At 58.0% G+C, this 20,543-nt stretch carries 12 protein-coding genes; 3 read left to right on the forward strand and 9 right to left on the reverse strand.

The window, feature by feature from the left end; translation table 11 throughout:
- Positions 1–24: 24 nt before the first annotated feature.
- Both LC093_RS15430 and LC093_RS15435 read right to left on the reverse strand, forming a co-directional pair.
- A complete protein-coding gene (locus tag LC093_RS15430; protein WP_226666724.1) occupies positions 25–1,962 on the reverse strand; it encodes an aconitate hydratase in 1,938 nt (645 codons plus the stop codon).
- Positions 1,963–1,977: 15 nt separating this feature from the next.
- On the reverse strand, positions 1,978–7,413 hold the full coding sequence (locus LC093_RS15435) for a DUF748 domain-containing protein (RefSeq protein ID WP_226666727.1): 5,436 nt from the start codon (positions 7,411–7,413) through the stop codon (positions 1,978–1,980).
- Positions 7,414–7,777: 364 nt separating this feature from the next.
- On the opposite strand from LC093_RS15435, the gene selD reads away from it, so the two are divergent.
- Both selD and LC093_RS15445 read left to right on the forward strand, forming a co-directional pair.
- Positions 7,778–10,069: a selenide, water dikinase SelD gene (gene selD, locus LC093_RS15440; RefSeq protein WP_226666733.1), complete on the forward strand. Its 2,292-nt coding sequence runs from the start codon at positions 7,778–7,780 to the stop codon at positions 10,067–10,069.
- 221 nt (positions 10,070–10,290) lie between these two features.
- A complete protein-coding gene (locus LC093_RS15445; protein ID WP_226666736.1) occupies positions 10,291–11,604 on the forward strand; it encodes an NAD(P)/FAD-dependent oxidoreductase in 1,314 nt (437 codons plus the stop codon).
- Positions 11,605–11,673: 69 nt separating this feature from the next.
- Here LC093_RS15445 and LC093_RS15450 read toward each other — a convergent pair whose 3' ends face one another.
- Both LC093_RS15450 and LC093_RS15455 read right to left on the reverse strand, forming a co-directional pair.
- Positions 11,674–13,602: a hypothetical protein gene (locus LC093_RS15450; protein WP_226666743.1), complete on the reverse strand. Its 1,929-nt coding sequence runs from the start codon at positions 13,600–13,602 to the stop codon at positions 11,674–11,676.
- Positions 13,603–13,841: 239 nt separating this feature from the next.
- The gene (locus LC093_RS15455; RefSeq protein WP_226666750.1) at positions 13,842–14,318 is read right to left on the reverse strand and encodes a hypothetical protein; all 477 of its coding nucleotides are present in this window, start codon (positions 14,316–14,318) and stop codon (positions 13,842–13,844) included.
- Between the two features lie 757 nt (positions 14,319–15,075).
- Between LC093_RS15455 and LC093_RS15460 the strand changes: the two genes are divergently transcribed.
- Entirely contained in the window at positions 15,076–15,522 is a 447-nt protein-coding gene (locus tag LC093_RS15460) for a CBS domain-containing protein (protein WP_226666761.1), read from the forward strand.
- 22 nt (positions 15,523–15,544) lie between these two features.
- Here LC093_RS15460 and LC093_RS15465 read toward each other — a convergent pair whose 3' ends face one another.
- The 5 genes from LC093_RS15465 to LC093_RS15485 form a co-directional block, all read right to left on the reverse strand.
- Positions 15,545–17,524, reverse strand: a complete 1,980-nt coding sequence (locus tag LC093_RS15465) for an SLC13 family permease (RefSeq protein ID WP_226666763.1) — start codon at positions 17,522–17,524, stop codon at positions 15,545–15,547.
- A gap of 161 nt (positions 17,525–17,685) precedes the next feature.
- Positions 17,686–18,618, reverse strand: coding sequence for an SDR family oxidoreductase (locus tag LC093_RS15470; protein ID WP_226666766.1), 933 nt, complete (start codon positions 18,616–18,618; stop codon positions 17,686–17,688).
- Between the two features lie 22 nt (positions 18,619–18,640).
- Complete coding sequence (locus LC093_RS15475; protein WP_226666771.1) at positions 18,641–19,042, reverse strand: VOC family protein; 402 nt, start codon at positions 19,040–19,042, stop codon at positions 18,641–18,643.
- A 72-nt stretch (positions 19,043–19,114) separates the two neighbouring features.
- Complete coding sequence (locus LC093_RS15480; protein ID WP_226666776.1) at positions 19,115–19,483, reverse strand: DUF2750 domain-containing protein; 369 nt, start codon at positions 19,481–19,483, stop codon at positions 19,115–19,117.
- A gap of 355 nt (positions 19,484–19,838) precedes the next feature.
- Positions 19,839–20,543, reverse strand: coding sequence for a M48 family metallopeptidase (locus LC093_RS15485; RefSeq protein WP_226666782.1), 705 nt, complete (start codon positions 20,541–20,543; stop codon positions 19,839–19,841).

Consider the following 20,543-nt stretch of genomic DNA (forward strand, 5'->3'; position numbering starts at 1 on the left):
ATAACAGTGGAATGGGCAGTCAGTTCAGCTTTGCAGATGGTTGTCACGCACGTAATTGATCAGCCCGCCGGCAACCACTGTGGCCACTTCGTCGTCACTCATATTGTGTGTGAGTTCGAGGGATTTACCCGCACCGGTGATGGCCGTCACCACGTGGCCATTCTGCAGTTGGCTGGGAAGATCGCTGAAAGACAGCGTATCGTCCTGGTTCAGTTGACCCAGGTCATCGGCGTTTTTAAACAGCAGCGGCACTACGCCGAAGTTGATCAGGTTGCGCCGGTGAATACGGGCCATGGAGACCGCAATAACCGCGCGTACACCGAGATAGCGCGGAGCAATGGCCGCATGCTCGCGGCTGGAGCCCTGGCCGAAGTTTTCGCCACCGATCACAAAACTGTCGCCACCGTGCTGTGTCGCACGCTGGTAAAAGGTCTCGTCGATTCGGGAGTAGGTGTAGTGGCTGATTGCCGGGATATTGGAGCGCAGCGGCAGAATATCCGTACCGGCAGGAAGGATCTCATCCGTGGAAACATTGTCGCCGGCCTTGAGCAGGATGGGGCCGGAGAGTTTTTCCGGCAACGCTTCGAACTCCGGCAGCGGCTGGATATTCGGGCCTTTTTCCAGTTCTACTGCAACCGGGATTTCCTGTGGTGCCAACAGCAGCGGGCGCATATCCCGCAGTGACTCCGGTTCGCGGAACGCGGGATAGTCCATATCCATAGCCCGGGGGTCGGTAATTTTTCCATAAATCGCGCTGGCGGTGGCTGTTTCCGGGCTACACAGATAGACCTGATCTTCCTTGGTACCGGAGCGGCCGGGGAAATTGCGCGGTACCGTGCGCAGGCTGATGCGCCCACTGGCTGGCGCCTGGCCCATGCCGATGCAGCCATTGCAGCCGGTCTGGTGCAGGCGCGCGCCAGCCTCCAGTAAACGGTTGAGGTCGCCACTGCTGCTCAATGCTTCGAGCACCTGACGGCTGCTTGGATTGATATCGAGAGAGATTTCCTCGGGGACCTCGCGCCCTTCCACCATTTTTGCGGGAATAACAAAATCCCGCAGACCCGGATTGGCAGAGGAACCAATATAGCACTGGTATATCGGCCTGCCCTCAACCTCTCGCACCTTCACCACATTCCCGGGACTGGAAGGGCAGGCAATCATCGGTTCAATCTTCGACAGGTCGAGATTATCCAGTGCGTCATAATGTGCGTTTGCATCGGCGTGCAGTGCGACAAAGTCTTGTTCACGCCCCTGCTGTCTCAAAAATTCCCGCACCGTTTCATCCGCGGGAAATACGCTGGCGGTTGCACCCATTTCCTGTCCCATATTGGCAATGACGTGGCGATCCATTGCACTGAGGTTGGCCAGACCCGCACCATAATATTCAAATATTTTGTTGACTCCGCCTTTTACATCGTAACGGCGCAGCATTTCCAGAATCACATCTTTGGCACTTACCCACGGCGATAACTTTCCAGTGACTTCCACGCCGATGATTTGCGGCATGGTCAGCGAGAACGGCAGGCCGGCCATCGCCAGTGCTACCTGCAACCCACCGGCTCCCATGGCCAGCATCCCCAGTGAGCCACCGGCGCAGGTGTGGCTGTCGGAGCCGAGTAATGTCTTGCCCGGAATTCCGAAGCAGGCCATGTGTACCGCATGGCTGATGCCGTTACCAGGACGGGAAAACCACAGCCCCCACTTGCGGCAGGCGCTGCGTAGAAACAGGTGATCGTCGGCATTCTTGAAATCGGCCTGAATCAGGTTGTGATCTACATATTGTGCCGAGAGCTCGGTTTTTACCTTTGGCAGGCCCAGCGCCTCGAACTCCAGCATTACCATGGTACCGGTAGCGTCCTGGGCGAGGGTCTGGTCGATCTTGAGCGTCACTTCTTTCCCGGGCTGCATAACGCCACTCACCAGGTGCTGTTCAATCAGCTTGTGTGCGAGATTCTTGCCCATGGATTGCCTCCCTTGTCAGTTGGAAATTTCCACCCGCGGCTCGTCAAAATCAGTGCCGATGTAATCCGGCGCGCACTGGATAAAGTCCTGCGCGTCGAGACCGGCCTCAATCAGGTATTTCTGCACTTCCCTGCCCCGCTGCAGCGCCAGGTCGATCAACTCGTCGCGAATTTCCTTGGGTGGATTGCGCAGAAATTCGCGGCTGGCATCCCGACTGCCACCGTGCCTGGCCAGCTCCTCCGGGAAACGCACACGCATATCGCGCACGGTAGCAACGCCGCAGATACCCGGTCGTGCCTTCGGGTTGTCGCGCATCAATGCGACATTTGCGGTGAGTTCAGCCCTGGCCTGCGTATCCAGCTCGTTACTGCCGGGCCGGAACAGAATCGGTTCAAACTCTACCGAACGGAAGCGCGCCCAGGCGAGTTTGGCCAGGCTGTAGAATCCTACTGGAGTAAAATAGGCGAACAGTGCTTCCAGAATCGCACGCTGCAGCAGGTCGCTGAATATGTAGCTGAAATTGAAATCCGGATCGAACAGGTCGCCAGTTACCGGCATTTTGAACTTAACATCCCCATCGCCATCTTTTAACAGGGCCAGCGCCAGACTCAACGGAATAATGCTGCGTTCGACATTTAACTGATCGGTGTCTCGAACGCGACGCACTTTGATCTTGTTGAGGATCATATTGGCTTCGGCGTTCACATCATTGCTTTTAACGCCAAGGTCCAGCGTGGCATCCAGCTGCCCCTGCAGAATTTTGTATCCCAGTAGCTTTGCCATATAGGGCGTGGCCGGGATCAGATTCGCAGCCACCACGTAGCCCAGCAGGCAGGCATCCCAGCGACTATCGGATTTCAGGTCAATTGTGCCCGCCAGTTGCACGTCACCAATATTGCCCGGGCGCGCATTCAGCAGTACCAGTGCCGGCGGGTCACTGGCGTGACTGCTGACATTACGCAGCAGGATATTGATGTGCTGGAGCGGTAAATGTGCGGATTGCTCGTGATAGTCATCCAGCCACAAGAAGTGTCCTTCATCGACGACGGCTTCGCGGATGCGATAGTGAAAACGATTGGCTTCACGGCTTAAATCACCACGGCGGTAGCGTGGCCGCGCGTTCGGCTCATCATCACGCAGAAATTCCCAGGCACCGTAATCACCCGAACGTCCGCGCGCGACAATACTGCGGGGGCGTACCAGTTCAATGGTATCGATCTCCAGCTGTTTTGCTGCCGTGTCAAACTGGAATTGATTGAGCTGTAATCGCTCAAATTCCGAGTTCCACTGCCGTTTGCTGAACTCCTGCGCGTTTTCCCGGCGGCGCAGCAGTTTACCGTAGCTCATATCCAGCGAGGCAAAACTCACGCGATTCTTCATCACCTGAAACTGCGACAGATAAGATTGCGATACCTCTAGAAAGCCGCTGCCTTCAATATTGTCCACAAACAGTTCAAACAACTGCACCTGTGCAAGCGCCAGTACGCGCTCGTCAAAACGATAGCTGCCCGAAGTTTCAGCGACGGCCAGTTTCAGACAGTGGTTGATCCTGGAAAAATACCCTTCAGGAAGGCAGCCGTGGACATTTTGCAGCTGCAGGTTTTGTACCTGTAACTGCCTGCCGCCAGCCGCAAACAGTTCGGCATGTAACTGCGCAACCTTCAGTAGCTCAACCGGTTGGCCTTGCACGGCCGTGTCGCTCACCCGCAGCCCTTCGATACGGATATTTCGTAATTGGCGCTCCCCGGAAAGAAGGGGGGCGAGGTCCAGCTGGCGTTGGTTATCCATGGTTACGCGCTCGAACTCAACACAGGGCGACACCATTTTTTTCCCGAGCCTGAAGCCAGACAGGCAACCGCTGATGTGTTTTACCTCTCCCGCCTCGACAGTAAATCGGTTGCGCCCCACCGCCAGACTCTCAACCCCCAGGCTGCCCACTGCAAAGCGCTTCCGTCCATCCTGTGTTCCCACAAGGCCTTCAACTTCAAGACGGCCGCTGGTTTGTACGACAGGACCCAACTGCAGTTGCTGCCTGCCCGGCAGACCGAGGCGCGCCAGCTGTGCACACAGGCGCCCACCACTACCGGCCTGTGCAGCAGTTGCTGGCAGGCAACCGGAAAAACTGTTCGCATTGAGATCCGTGACGTCGAGTGTACGCCCGCCCCGCCACCGCAACGCCTGCCAGGAGAGATGTTCCAGGCTTGCCTGAGTTTCCTTGCCAGTACGGGTGCGCAGAGCCAGCCCCTTCACTTGCGCGGGCCCAAGGTCAACAATCGGTATACCCTGGTCGCGGTCCGGGGTGTGGGTACCGCGCCCGAACGCAATCAGGTTGTCGCCTGACAAACGAATATCGCCGCCGGCCAGACAGGTGCCCCACTGGCGCACATTTTTGTCCGCGGCTGAACGCGGGAGCCATGCGCCTGGCAGACAGCCATCCAGCGCGGCCATGCTCAACCCCTGCAGGTTGAGCTGTACCGGACCGAGTTCCTGTTGTGCCATGCCTACACGGTCCACACCCAGTTCGACGATTTCCAGCTGTTTGGCGCTGCCGGTAGCCGATTGCAGCGCGATACGCGCCACATCCAGGCCGTGCCCGCGGGAACGCAGGTTTTCTGCGATGGCGCAGCGGGGCAAGGCACCGGGGTTCTCACTCTGTGGCCAGCACACCTCCAGTTCCGCCGCCTGGAGGTTCAGCATCTGCCAGTCTGCACGCGCGCCCTGCAGCCGGGGCAACTGCAATTTAAGTTGCAGGCTTTCCAGTTTATTGACGTGCGCGGTGTAGTCTTTCGCTCCGCCAGTCAGGTCAAACTGCTCCACCATAAGATTGTTGAAATCTGTACTGAAACGCTCACGGTTGTAGTCGAGCTCAAAGCGCTCTCCGGTTTGCAGCGTGGCCGCGGTGACACAGCGTTCCGGGACCAGGCAAAAATGCGCGCGCTTAAGAGCAAACTCCGGCAAGCGCACTTTGGCCTGCACAGGGCTGGAGGCAAACGTCAGTTCGGCACTGGGTACCGCAAGGCCCTCCACACCGAGCAACTCATCTCCGGAGGCCGTGGATACACGCGCGCGCTCCAGACTGAGCTCTGCGGCATCGAAATGAAAATGTCGTTTTATTTCCGCGCGTGACGGATGGTCATTCATTGCCATCACGATATTAAGCGGCTGCTGCTGGCGCAGGTTGGCAACGCTGAAGCACTCAGGGGTTCTGCTGCGGTCCCGGTCACGATAAATAAGCCGCCCCCAGCTACCGGGAAGACAGCCATCGACCAACAGCAGCGACAGTGATTGCAGTTCACCCTCGGTGATCGAGGTCGCAGTGCCTGCAGAAACGATGTCTTCCACCCCAATTCCTTGAGTGCCGGCGATATCCTGTGACAGGGGCTCGGACAGCAGCCCCTTCTCTGCGGTTTCTTCGCCGCTGTCTTCGTCGTCGGCCATGCCATCTGAAAACCAGGCGCCGAAATCGGACAGACTGAGGGGTTCGTTGCCGTCTCCCTCACTGTGATGCGTTCGAAACAGGCCGTTGCCAACCAGTAATTCTCGCAGCAGTAATCCTTGCTGCTGTTTTGGATCCGCCGTGAGCTGATCGGCAAGCAGCAGGTTATCGACGCGCAGCTCCCCCAGAATCACATGGGGATCACTGCCGGTTTGTACGGCAAAGTTACCGTCGCCTTTCAAATTGTTTACCCGGGCACAGAGATCACCATCACGGTTTGAGTCTTTCACCCTCGGGGCTTTCACGTTCTGGTTTTCCACCTTCGGCAACCAGCGGCCCGGTACACAGCCGTCAACACGCAGCAGGCTGAAATCCTGCAGTTGCTGCGCAGCCTCCGCCGGGCCAATAGCCGCACGTGCCCAGTGCAGCTTTTGCAGGTCAAAGGTTTTTTTGCGTGGCGTCTTTCCCGAGGTCCGTCGCGGCAACAACTGCAGACGGGTCAGGTGCAGGGGGCCGCTATCCAGCCCCCACGCGCCCGGTTTGGTTTTTTGTGGAAAACGCAGCGCCAGGGAATCCGGCACTTGCAACTGTGACAGCTGCACGCACTGATCCGGGCTCTGCCACAGTTGGCCGGGGATACAGCCGGCGACGCCATCGAGAGAAAGCCTCTGTAATTCCAGCAGCCGTTCGCGACCGCCATAGGCCAGGTCTGCAATGCGCAGCTGGTTGGCAGTGACCGGATTTTCCGCCACTTTGGGTGCGGCACGATCGAGCAGACTGCCCTGCGAAAGTACCGCCTCCCGCGTTGCAAAGCGAAACCCGTCCGCCCAGGTAAATGCGGTCGGTTGAGGCAGGCGCAAGCTGCCGGCGCGGATGCAATAGTGTTGTTCCCGATTGCGCCAGCGGCTCGGGCACCAGGAAAAACCGCTGCTGCCACCGCTGCGCCAGGTCAGTTTTTTCTCAGCACGCAGATAATCGAAACTGTTCAGGGCAATGGTTTCCGCATGCCAGTTGGGTAGCGCGCGGTTAGCAAAACGCAGACGCACTTCCTGCCCGCTGACCCGGCGCCAGGCCACTTCGGCATTGCGGCCAAACGCAAAATTCATCGGCCCTTTTACTTCCAGACGGCGTGCACTACCGCAGTGTCCGATCAGCCGTGTCAGTCCCGGTACCGCATCCGCCCAGCGCTGTGGCGGGCAGCCAGCGAATTTACGCACAAAGCCATCATCCGCAGTAAAGCGGTTGCCCGGACGCTCGAACAGGCCGTCTTCGAGTTTCAGCAATACCAGCGCCAGCGTCGGGTCTTCAGCCCGCCCTCTGGCCATATTGCCTTCGCCAATACCCGGCCCGGTAGCGGCGCTATCGGCGGGCGTTTTTTCATCCCACGCCAGCAAATTTTGCAGAGTGAGGTCATCGGCACCAATGGAAAACTGCAGCGGTTCGTCGCCAGTGCGTTTGGCAGCGACAAAAAAATCCTGTAATTCGAGTTCGTCAATTCGGGCGCAACTGGCACTGGGCCACAGGGGCTTATGCTGATAGCAGACGACTCCTCTGCGCACTTTCGCCGCCGCCAGTTCCACGCGCCAGTTCTTGTCTTTTTTCGGCCCCTCCTCCATGCGCCAGCCACCGATCTCCCAGACACGGCCGCGCTTACCGGGCTCGGATTCCAGATCAAAGTGGACGTCTTCAAGTTCGACGAGTTTTACGCCGACTTTCCCGCGCAGTAGCGACCACCAGCTAAGCCCGAGTGTCGCTTCCTGTGCTCTGAATCCGCGACCGTACTGGTTGCGTACTTCCACACCACGCAGGTCTGCACGCAACCGGGGCAGTGACAGATCAATGTGCTCAACAGCCGCTTCAAGCCCGCGCTCATGCAACCAGCGCTGGATGGCCCCCGGCAGCCAGCTGGCGACAAAAAGGTTTAGCGCGCCGATCAACAACAACAGGAAAACCAGCAGCCACAGCAGGCGGCGCAGTCCCTTTATTTGTGCAGCGGAGGCGGTGGCAACGGACATCCAGACTCGACGCTATGAATTGTGCGCAAGCGCACATGGTGATAAGCGAAATGCAAACCTGGCGATCAATTCTGTTGATCCGCAGTCTAATGACGACACGGACAAACCAGGTTTTCAGTTATTGATGCTCAATAAGTAAAGACCAGCGCGCGTCGAGCCCGGCGCAGCATGCGCCAGCATTGCATCTTTTTCAGTCAGTATTGTTTTCGTCGTGTGCATTTTCGGCGCGCCATGTTGCGAAAGCGCATAGAGTCACCGTGCTAAATTCCGAAGCGCCATTACACTGTATATATTTCGACCAGACCGAACATTACCTGAGCGTTGTCGTGACTCTCTTGACAGAGTCCCTAGCGGTGAAAGATTTATGCAGGAGCATTCCCAATATCAGGACATCGTCCTGATTGGCGGCGGCCACAGCCACGCCATCGTGTTACAAAAATGGGCGGAGAATCCCTTACCCGGCGCACGATTGACTCTGGTTTCCCCGCTGATTCAGAGCGCCTACTCCGACATGCTGCCGGGAATGATTGCCGGCCATTACCGTTACAACGATATCCAGATTGATCTTCCCCGGCTGTGCCGGGCGGCTGGAGCCCGATTCATTCACGCCTGCGCGCATCAGATAAATCTCGCCGATCGCACGGTCTCGCTGCTCGGCCGACCCGACCTGCCATTTGACCTCTTGTCACTCGATGTCGGGGCAACCCCCAACCGGAACATTCCCGGTTCAGAGCTCGCAATCCCGATCAAGCCCATCAGCCATTTCCACCGTTACTGGCAGCAGCTCAAGCAACAGATTCACACCAACCATCAACCGTTCAAGCTCGGTGTGGTCGGAGGGGGAGCAAGTGGATGTGAACTCGCCATGGCCATGGCGTGGGCGCTGGAAGAGCAGGTATACAGCGGGCGGGTCGAGCTCCACGTGCTGCAGGCCGGACAGAAAATACCGCAAGACTACCCGCTGCTGGCAAGAAGCCTGGTGGCGCGCGAATTTGCACGGCTCAAGGTTCTGGCCCACCGCAACTGGCGGGTGTCAGAAATTACCCCTCACGGCGTGCACAGCGACGAGGGACAGTTTTTGGCGCTGGACAAAGTTGTACTGTGTACCGAGGCATCTGCGCCACCATGGCTGACGGAGTCCGAGCTCGTACTGGACGACAGCGGATTCCTGCTCACGGATGACTGCCTGCGTGCACAGGGCCAGCGCCATATATTCGCCTCCGGTGATGTAGCGTCCATCCACTCCAACCCGGCAGCCAAGTCCAGCGCCACCGCACTGCAGCAGGGGCGCGTGCTGTATCACAACCTGCGCGCCACGCTGCTGAACCGGCCGCTCAAACATTTTCGCCCGACGCGCGCCGCGCTCAGCGTGCTTTCCTGTGGTAACCGCCGCGCCATTGCCACGCACAGTGGCCTGGCAACCGTCGGTCGCCTGATATGGCTTGCCAAAGATTATTCCAACCGTGAGTTTGTACGCCGAATCAACGCCCAGGCCTCAACGCCAGCGCCAGTCAATTCCTGGCCGGACTTTTTACGCGGCAGCGCGCTGCGGCCCGGCCAACGGATCATTTCCCGCCGCCTGGCGATGGCGACCAATCAGCCGCTGGCCAGCGGTGCGAATGAATCGCTACCGCCCACCGCAACGCCGCTGAATGTTCCCGCAGGGAAATCGCTCATACAGCACTCACAACAATTGCGCGCGCCGGTTAGCGACCCCTGGCTGTTCGGGCGGCTGGCGGCACTGCATACACTTTCCCCCCTGTTTGCGGCGCAGGCACAACCGATCAACGCCCAGGCGCTGGTCACCCTGCCGCAGGGCGCACCTGAAATTGCCCGGCGGGATCTGCGGCAGTTGCTCGACGGCGCACAAAAAGAGCTTGATCGCTATCATTGCGCGCTCAGCGGTGGCAACAACAGTGAGGGCACCAGCCTGCAGCTGGGGTTGATCATCAACGCGCTTGCCGACCGGCAAGCGGTACCGGACGCCACGGGTGCACGGGCGGGTGATTGCCTGATCCTGAGCAAGCCCATTGGTAATGGCGCCCTGCTCGCTGCCGACGCTCAGGGACGCGGACGAGCCCGCTGGCTGCAACCAGCGCTGGACGCCATGCTGCAAAGCAATGCTCCCTCCGCCGAGGTATTTGCGAACCACAAAGCTTCCGCCGTAACCACCGTTGCAAACCTGGGACTGCTGGGCCATTTACTCGAAATCCTGCAGTGGCGACAAAGCATACGCAGCGACGAGCAGGGACACTCCCGTTTGCTCGGAGCCAGCCTGTTTGCCGATGCGCTTCCCCTGCTGCCCGGCGCGAGCTACTGCGCGGAAAAAGGGTTCCAGGCCACCTCTTACCGCGACAACGCGCGCGCGTTTGGCGCACTGCAAAATCCCGCGGCCTGGCAAGCAGATACCTATCTTCCGTTGCTTGCCGACCCTCAATTCTGCGGTGGCCTGCTGGCCACTGTACCGGCGGAATCTACCGATGCCTGCATCACGGCACTGCACGCAGCCGGCAGCTACCACGCCGCGGTTATCGGTTTTATCGATGAGCTACCCGTGGGCGGCGATCAATTCCATTGCGCACCACAGCCTGTGCATCTTGCACGCAATGGCGACTGGAAAAAAATGGCAGAGCGCTATTCCGAGCTGGTGCCATAAACGGACCAAGCCCGGTAATTGTCGCGGGAAAGTTCATTACAACCGAAACCAAAAACTCGTTGCGAAATTTTCGGTCCCCCGTGATACTGCTCGGTAATACACACGCAGTGTCAAACCCTACATTAAAAAATCTCCACTGCTGCAAGGTCTTCACAGAGACCGCTGCCCCGACGGGCGCGTAGAGAGCCAATTATTTTTTTGCTCTACAGGAAATCTCTGTCATGAAGAAAATTGTTATTGTCGGCGGTGGTGCCGGGGGCCTTCAATTGGCCACCAGCCTCGGGCGTTACTTTTCATTCACACCGTTCCTGCATCGCCGCCGCAGCGCTCCCGCCGCCCAGGTCACCCTGGTAGACAAAAACCGCACCCATATCTGGAAACCTCTGCTACACCAGGTGGCCACCGGCGCGCTCGACTCCAGCCTCGATGCCCTCAATTACCAGGTACATGCCCGCAGCAATGGTTTCAGTTTTGAACTGGGCTGTTTGCAGGGACTCGACCGCGAAGCCCGCACTATTGAACTGGCACCGGTATGTGATGATACCGGCCAGGAATTGGTGCCTGCACGCTCGATTGAATATGACATCCTGGTGTTTTCCCTGGGCAGCCAGAGTAATGATTTCAACACGCCTGGCGTGCGCGAACACTGCCAGTTTCTTGACAGTGCGGAGCAGGCGCAACGCTTTCATCGCAAGCTGCTCGACCAGTTCCTGCAACTGGAAAATCGCGTCGCCGACAAGGTTCATATCGCGATTGTCGGCGGCGGTGCTACCGGCGTGGAACTGGCGGCGGAGCTGGTGGATGCCGCGCACGAAATGGGGCACTACGGCCGAATAGCCAATGGCGATCTGAACGTCACCCTGATCGAAGCAGGCCCGCACTTACTGCCCGCCCTGCCACCGCGGCTGGGCAACAGTTCCGAGAAAGAACTCACCCGTCTCGGTGTTCGCGTGCTGACCGGCACCGCGGTGGCCGAGGCCAGCAGCCGCGGTTTTGTCACAGCCGAGGGCGAAACCATCACCGCCGCAGTGCGGGTCTGGGCCGCGGGCGTCAAAGCGCCAGACTTCCTGAGAGACCTGCCCGGACTCGAACTGAACCGGGCCAATCAGATCGAGGTCGAGGCAACCCTGCAGAGCAGGCAGGCCCCGCACATTTTCGCCCTGGGTGACTGCGCCGGCTGTATTGACGGTGCCGGAGTCAAAGTCCCACCCCGTGCCCAGGCCGCCCAGCAGATGGCAAAAACAGCGCGGGACAACCTGATCGCACTGGTTGAAACCGCAGACGCTCAGTTAAAACCCTTTGTATACCGGGATCGCGGCTCGCTGGTGTCACTGTCGAAATTCGATGCGGTGGGAAGCCTGATGGGAGGGCTGGTGAAGGGCAGTCTGACGATTGAAGGGCGGCTCGCCGGCATTGCCTACCGCTCGCTGTACCGCATGCATCTGGCCGCCCTTCACGGCTGGCCAAAAGCCATGCTGCTATACCTGGTAGGTCACGCTAATCGCTTTGTAAAACCGCGCCTTAAAATGCACTGAGTTTTTTCAGTTTTTATTTGATTGCCTGCTTCAGAGCCCGCATTGCGGGCTCTATGTACAAATTAACAATCAGTTCTGTGCTGCAACGGCCGGTATGCATACCAACGTATCACCAATATATTGCAGGGTCGCGCAGGGCACACCGGCATCCACTACTGCAACCGACTCCGTGCGATAGAAATCGATCAGGAAACGCAATCCATCATCGATCTCGCGATATACCCAGCGCTGCATAACAGGGGTATTGGAAACCTCGCTGCTGCCATCCGTATCGGTCAGGCGCGTCAGCGGTTCAGCAAAGTCACCATAGGTACGCCGCTCCAGGAAGCTGCGCTGTACCGCACCGGATGCATTGCGCAACACGCTCTCGAGGCGCAACAACTGGCCACGCTCGTTATAGCTATATTCGCTAATGTCAGTGCTATCGGCATTTTCATCGCCGTTATCGTCATACTGGATTTCCAGGCGTTCGAGAAGATCTTCATCATCGTAGCGGAAATCGAATTCCTGCCGGGATTCCACACTGCCATCGGCGAACTTGTCCCGCTCCCACGTTTCTTTCACCAGTAAATCGCGATTGTTGTACGTGCGACGAATAATCAGCTCACTATCAACAACACCATCTGCGTTGTCGTCCGAGCTCTGGACCTCGCGGGCCAGCCGCTGCTTGTTGTCGTATTCATAGCGAGTTTCCGTACGCGTATCGACCACTCCATCTGCCGCTGTTCGGGTACCATCCAGAGTATCGATCACGCGAGTCAGCAGTCCGTCAGAGGAATAGCGGAGCTCAAACCGGCGGCGCTGCTCTACCCGACCGTCACCATCGGTGTCGATTTCCTGCTCGCTGTCACGCAACAAGCCATCGTCATCGTAACGGCTGTCGACCTGTTCGATTTCATCGAGAATGCCGTTTAACCCGTCGTCACGCTCAAGGCGATAGCGGGTCTGGTTTCCGCCCTTGTCGTACTGGTAATCGATTTCAACCAGCTCATCCACGGCCTGTGTGCCGTTTTCTATTTCGGCGCGCTGTAAAAGTCCTGCCTCATCGAAAAAGCGTGAACGCCGGTAAATATCATCGAGGCGGTCGTCGCCATTGGTTTCGCGTTCTATTTCCAGCGAAACTTCGCGGCCGAGTTCGTCATAACGGAGGCGAACCCATTGATTCCAGTCATCGGCACTATTGGGGCTTTCATAACGGCGGATGATTTCAGGCAGGTCGAGATCGTTATAGCGGGTTTCAATTTCTTCCTCGATGCTACCGTTGTTTCCCGAATCGATGGTCTCCAGTACCGGCTGGTGCGCAGGCACCACGATTCCAAGCGCATCGTAAACAAACAGCAGGGGTACTGCGCTTGCCACTTCATAGTCGATATCGAATTCGGTACGGATGGCACGCAGGGCATCGGTCGCGCGGCGCTCGGGAAACAGAAACAGGTTATGCTCGAAATCAATCTGGTAATCCGCCAGATCGGTGTCCCAGCCGGTCAGGTCCAGCCCATTGTCCGGATTAACGTCGCGGTCGAGTGTGACCAGCAGCGTCGCCATATTGGCAACACGATCGAGAGCACCCACCCGTTCGCGATCTTGCAGTGCAGCCCGCAACTGGGCCTCGTCTGCCAGAGGCTCGCTACCCACCAGGTCAAACAGGTTCAGTGCCTCGGCGCCGGCAGCGGACCCCAGGATAACGCCCCCGAGGGAAAACTCCACGTCTTCACCATCCCGGTAGCGGAAAGTACCGCTGTTATCGAGCAGGCCGGAAAAGCTCGGCGCTGTGTAGCGCAGCCCCTCAATTGTTCCCGCGTTAAATATCCCCTCCTGTTCAGCACCACTGCCGCCACCGGAGCTACCGCCACTGGAGCTGCTTGAACTGCTGGAGCTCCCCGAATCAGAGTCGGTAAATGCGCCATCGAGATTACACCCTGCAAGCAGAGAAACCGCCAGGGCGAGCCAGTAGGGGCGCAACCTCCTGGTGGAGGTATTCCTGAAAATCGGGTGCACGGTATCTCCTTATCGTTGTACGAGCTTTCCGTAATCTAGTGCAGGAAGGTTTTGCAAAGCATAAATGAAAACACTGTTCGGATGAACGTCGCCTTAATAAATACCGAATGGAACCATGTGACGGCGTGGGGAAATTACGAGGCACTTAATCTCCCCTCAAATAAAAACGGCCCCAAAGGGGCCGTTTTCGCATTACGGGTATTTAACCCGGAATCTGGTAATTCACTGTGTGTGAACGATCAGATTTTCCAGCTTTGCACTTTTTCCAGTCCGTGCTCGGCAACCCACTGGTTCAGCTGCTTTGGATTGCGCTTTTTCTTTTCGATGGTGGCATTGGTATACGGATTGCGGTAGTGACCGGTTTCCAGCTTGGGCTCAGCGGGCTTGCTGCTGGCGACACGACCTTTACCACGGCGGGGAGATTCACCTTCGCGCTTCAGGTGACGGGCCACGCGCGCCTTGAGGGTACGGATGAACTCCGGAGCTTCTTCGCTATCCAGCTGTCCTACCAGCCACTCAACGATCTGCTCACCGCGCGCCACGTAGAGTTCTTCCTCATCCATTTCGTATTCAGCTGCCATGTTGACCAACGCCTTGTCGAACGCGATCACACCCTGCTTTTTACGCTCAGCCGCAGCCATTTGCTGTTGCAGCTCTTCAATTTTTGCCTGGTGTTCTGCAATCTGCTGTTCGATCTGGTCGAATTCCTGAAACATATTCTTTGAGCCTCGATTCAATTAAAACGTATTCGTTCTGATAGTGTTATAACGGCGATAGTCACCGTGGGATTTCTGCCGACCTGCAAAGACAGCCCGGCGGTAATTCTGTAGTCAACCAGGAATACCGGATACGAATGGCCGCGATCAAACAGAATATCTGTTCAATAAAACACGAACCCGTCTCGATACGGCTATTACGTCTATAGAGTATTTATATAGATGCATCCAACGCATAAAGCCACTGCAATAAGCTGTACTTGCAAACCTACTGGCAGTCCTGCTGGCCCTTACTGAAACGCTGCAATAATCCTGATTGTGTTCTACGCAGAAATAATCCTGTTGGATCAACGGTTTATTCCACATTGATTAGCTGGCAACCCGTTTATCCCACATCTAATCACCGGGACCGGTATCGATATGAGGTTGCCTGAGTATTCATCGCTGTTATCGGTTCATACCATACAGTTTATAACATACACCGCTTGCCGGCGCCCAGATATGGTAATGACGCGCATAATAACGATTCATTTTCAAATAGCAACTGGATATCCGATAAATGGAATGATCTTTTCCAAAGAGTCTCCGCACACGCTTTTCTTCCCGAATGCGGACCCGGATATAGGCAGTTAATGCGAAATAGCGCAATGCCGGATTTCGGTTGCTATCCTATCCTTGGTGCAGCGATCTGCGAGCCCCCATAACGCGCTTTGGCCACACACGAGCCATTCACGAATAGCTACGGAATAGTCAGACCATGTCCAAGCAGCGAGATATCCACCACATGCCGACGCTGGCGGCACTGATGACCCCTTTTCCCTACCATATCGAACTGGATGCCACGATCGAGGAAGCCCAGGCCCTGATGAGTGAACACGGCGTTCACCACCTGCCGGTCACCCGCGATGGTGACCTGGAAACCATTATTTCCCAAAGTGATATCGAACGCGCCACGTCCCCCGGACACCGCCTCGAAGAACAACAACTGTATGTACGCGACCTGTGCGCCCGCCGCCCCTATTTTGCAGACATGCATGACCCACTGGACAAAATCCTGCTGGCCATGGCGGATACCGGTATCGGTTCGGTTCTGGTGATGCGCGAAGGGGAATTGGCCGGCATCATCACGATTACCGACGTATTGCGCTTTTGCAGTAAATACCTCAATGAGGTTACCCAGCCGGTGGACGATTCAGTCGCCTGAGCGGGAAAATGCGCGCCGGCGCTTATAGCGGCCAAATCCACAGCAACATCGGTACCGCGACCGCGATAACCAGGAGTTCCATGGGCAGCCCCATGGGCCAGTAATCGCCGAACTTGAAACCACCGGGCCCGAGAATAAGGGTGTTATTCTGGTGACCTACCGGTGTCAGGAAGGCACAGGAAGCGCCGATCGCCACGGCCATCAGGAAGCTGTCAGGGTTTACTTGCAGCTGCGCGGCAGCGCTGATCGCTATGGCACACATTACCGCGGCCGTGGCGGCATTATTCATGAAATCCGACAGGGTCATGGTGACCACGAGAATAAGTACCAGCGCGACCACCGGATTGCCCTGGGCAATGTATTCAAGCATCGACTTCGCCACTACATCGGCAGCGCCCGTTGAATCCATCACGCCGGCCACCGCAATCAGTGCACCCAGCAAGACAATGACCGATCCGTCGATGGATTCGTATACGTTCCGCAGCGGAATGACTTTCATCACCATAAACGCCAGAGCACAGGTGGCAAAAGAAATCGCCGCCGGCAACAAACCGAATGCCGCACCCGCCACAGCCAGCCCCATGGCCACCAGCGCCACATAGGCCTTTTCTTTATTGGGAATGGAGATATCCCGCTGCGCCAGCGGTACGCAGTGCTGCTCGACGGCGAAACTGTTGAGGTTTTCCTCAGTGCCGATCATCAACAGCGCATCACCGGCCAGCAGTGGTGTGGAACGCAACCGCTTCACCGAGCGGCGCCCCTGGCGGGACAGGGCCAGCAGGTTGATTTCATAACGGCCGGCAAGGCGCAGGTTTTCCGCCGTGCGCCCCACCAGAAAAGAATCCGGCATCACCACCAGCTCGCGCAGTACCATTTCCTGCCGGTCGCGCCCGCGCTTTTCCTCCGGCTCTTTCTTCTCTTCCCGCTTTTCGCTGCGTTTTTCCTCTTTGGGTTCAGCACTTTCGCCAGAGTCGCCCAACTGTGCGAGTGAGTTTTCCGCCGCCTCAACCTGCGCACTGACCAGCCCCTCGGAAGGCACCGCTTCCTCCACAGGCTTGTCCTTGCGTTTATCTTCGTTGTCGCCGTTTTTTTCTTCCTTGTCTTCACCGTTTTCCGGATCCGCGGCCAGCGTCAGCCCCAGGTTGGAAAGCACCGCCGACAGGGATTCAGGTTCCGCTTCGATGATCAGGATATCGCCGGCGCGCACCCGCAACCCCGGCATCGCAGTGGAAACCCGCGCATTCTTGTACACTAGGCCGATAATCTGCGCGTCTTCCTCGCCAATCATCCTGACCAGCTCAGCCAGGGTTTTGCCGATCGCCGCGCTTTTTTCCTTGACCAGCGCCTCGGTCAGATAGGTACCCGTATCAAAGGTGGCAGCGCCAGCCTGGGTACGTGCCGGCACCAGGCGCCAGCCGATCAGCGCCACAAACAGAATGCCGACAATTGCTACCACCACCCCCACCGGAGTGAAATCAAACATGCCATAACTGCCGGCCCCGGCGCTGGCGCGAAACCCGGATACGATCAAATTGGGTGGTGTGCCGATCAGTGTGGTCATGCCCCCGAGGATGGTGCCGAACGACAGCGGCATCAGTACCTTGCCCGGCGGCAGTGAATAGCGGTCCGCAAGGTCTGTGGCAACCGGCATCAGCAGCGCCATAGCGCCGACATTGTTCATAAAGCCCGACATGCCTGCGCCCAGCGCAGTGAGCGCGCCGATCGCCAGTGTCACGCCTCCGCGCTTGGGTACGACTTTTTGTGCGAGCGCGTCCATAGCGCCGGTATTCTGTAAACCGCGACTGATAATAAGCACCGCGGCAACCGTCACTACCGCCGGGTGACCAAAGCCACTGAATGCCTCAGACGGCTTGATCAGGCCGGCAAACACGCATGCCAGCAGCGAGGCCAGCGCGACCAGGTCGTGACGCCAGGGGCCCCAGATAAACAGCCCGATGGTGACGGCGAGAATCAGCAGTATCGCAATCTGATCGAGTGTCATGGGTGGGTGAGATTCCTGGCTCCCGGGTAGCCGGCAGGCAAAAACCCGCCGCCGCACTTTTAAACATAGTGGATATGCGGCGCGCCGGGTGGGCAGGAAAAAGGAAAGTACAAATCGGCAGGGAAGCGCCGGAGTCAGGCACTCTGGCGGAACAGGTCGCGCTACTGGTTGACCAGCTGCAGCCGGCGCAGGCCAAAGCGCCGTGCCAGCAACCAGTCGCGCACACGGCGCGGCAGCCAGCGCGCCATCCACGGCAGCAGTTTACTTTTGTTGCCGTAGCGCAGAATCGGGCGCGGCCGCTTGCGCAGTAGTTCACCCGCCAGGCGTTTCGCCAGGTCCTTGGCCAGGGTCGCATTTTGCTGGGACTCGAGCGCGCGGGCGCGTACCTCTTCCTCATTGCGCTTGTACCAGGAATCCGGCGCCAGGATCCCGCGCAGCGAGGTTTCCGCATGGCGCCCAAACTCGGAAGCAATGGCCCCGGGCTGGACAGTGACCACACGAATACCGAACGGTCGCAGCTCCAGGCGCAGTACATCGGACAGGCTGTGCAGCGCCGCCTTGGAAGCGCAATAGGCACCGGAAAACGGCGTCGCCAATACCCCGGAGACGGAGCCGATATTGCAGATTACCCCGCGACCGCGGGATTTCAGCAGCGGCGCGCAGGCCCGCGCCAGCGCCATGGGCGCATACACATTGGTCTGGAACTGAGCCTCCAGCGAGCGGGTATCCAGCTCCAGCAGTGGTCCCATCTGCCCGTAGCCCGCATTGTTAACGAGGATATCCAGGCGACCGTAAGCGGTTTTGATAGCGTGAACCACGCGGCTGATATCCGCCTGGGAATTCACATCCAGCGCCTCGGTGGCTATCCCCAGGTCTGCCAGTTCCTGCAGGCTTTCCGCACGGCGCGCGGTGGCAATAACGATGGTGCCGCGCCGGTGCAGCGCCAGCGCCAGCTCGCGGCCAATACCACTGGAACATCCGGTAATCAGCGCCACCCGGTCGGGCACCACATAGCCGCGCCCGATCTGCGCGAGGCTCTCGGCGGCAAAGGTATGGTCAGAGGGACGGAATCGATTGGCGGGGGGCTTGCTCACGGTAACTGCTCCAGTACTGCGCTTACTCAGCGGTGGGCGCGGCGGCCCGAGTTTCGGTCAGTTGGAAATGGGGGTTTTCAATCAACCCGAAAATATTGCCCCAGGGATCCAGAAAACTGGCCATCAGGATCCCCTCACCCACGTCGACGATTTCGCTGTGCTGGCGTGCACCTAGGCCATTCAGGCGCTCGACCTGGGCACTGATGCTCTCCACCCCCCAGTACGCCACCACACCATCGGCGCGGCTGGTCACATTGCGGGCGTCCGGGTCCAGCCCGAGCTCAAAACCGCCAACGTTGAAGCCGACGTAGCACTCGCTATCGAAATAGGGTTCCTGCTCCAACAGCGCGATATACCACGCCTTGGCTTCGGCAATATTACTGACACCGTAAATCACGGTGCGCAGTCCCAAAAACTGACTCACTCTCAGACCTCCGCTTGGAGCAATATTTCCAGCACTGTCGCCGGCTTATTTTTGTCTGCGAACTGAGCAGGGTTACTGCAGCTCCTGCTCCAGTTGCTCAAGGAGGTCCAGAGGTTCGATCTCCTCGCCTTCCAATTCGTCATTCCAGTTGATACCGACCAGCAGCAGGTCTTCATGCATACCTTCCAGCCAGTCGTCCATAAATTCTTCGAGGTCTACTGCCACCACCTTGTAGTCGGCCCAGTCGTCGGCGATATGCGCTTCGGCAAATTCGCGCTGGGACCAGAACGGCATGACATCCACATCCTCATGGCGCTCGGACTCACACAGGGCAAAGCCCTCCTCGCCTTCAAGTGCCCACACACACCCCTGCTCTGCAGCTTCCGGCAGGAAGCGTTCGCAGTTTTCCTCAAAATCTTCTCCGAGTGGTTCGATATCCATACAGGCTTGCCTTGAAAGTAATTTCCGGAGTTTACGCCAGATTGGCTAAAAGAAGTAGAAACCTGCGCTGAGAGGCTCTGAATTGACGAGCAGATTGCAGTTGGGAAGTCTTATGACACTCGGAGCCCGAGCTTCGTCTCATTTTCAGCGCTTTTAGCGCGACGAAGTGCAAATCTCCAAATTGAAGCCAGAGTGCTGGGGAATTGCTTTTGGAACTGTCGCAAACAGGGATGTTTGCGACAGAGCGTACAGGGATGTATTTACAGGGGGGCGCCTAGCTCGGTTCCAAAAGCAATTCCCCAGTGCTCTGGCGCCACTGCGCCAGCTTCAAGCCACTGCCGCAAAACCACAGGGCTTAAAGCTGCAACCGATGCCCATTTTCTTTAAGCCAGCGCCGCAACTGTTTGTAGTCCGGGCAGAGCGTGCCGACAAGATCCCAAAAGGCGCGGCTGTGATTGTGGTGTTGCAGGTGACACACCTCGTGGATCACCAGGTAATCCACCACCGGTTCCGGCGCCAGGCATACCAGCCAGTTGTACTGCAACTCGCCGCGCAGGGTACAGTGCCCCCACTTACTCCTGGTGCGGCGCACCTTCACACTGGCAAATTCGAGCCCCAGCAAACCGGCAAAATAGCGGGATTTTTCCGTGAGCAGCGCCAGCGCCTCGCGCTGGTACAGCTTCTGCAAAGCCGCCTGCACCTGCGCCTCATCGGGCTCGCGGGTGCGGCAATAAAGCTGGATATAACCGCCATCGATGCGGCTATCTGCCGCGCGGGCAGCACGGTCCAGTTCCAGTGGTTTACCAAGCCACGGGAAACGTGCACCGAAGGCAAAATGATGATCGGGGACCTGCGACTGGCGCTGGACGGAACGCTTTAGCTGCTCGCGCACCCACTGGATATTCTCGCGCAGGAACTGGTGACCGTGACGCTCCGCGCAACGCTGCGGAATACGCACTTCCACGCCCTTTTCCGCCACCACCAAACCCAACCGCTTGCGGCGCGAGGAGCGCAGCAGGCGGTAGGTCACTTCTTCAAAGGTATGCAGATCCCCGCGCAC

The sequence above is a fragment of the Microbulbifer aggregans genome, from assembly GCF_020524005.1.
GTDB classification, from domain to species: Bacteria; Pseudomonadota; Gammaproteobacteria; order Pseudomonadales; family Cellvibrionaceae; genus Microbulbifer; species Microbulbifer aggregans_A.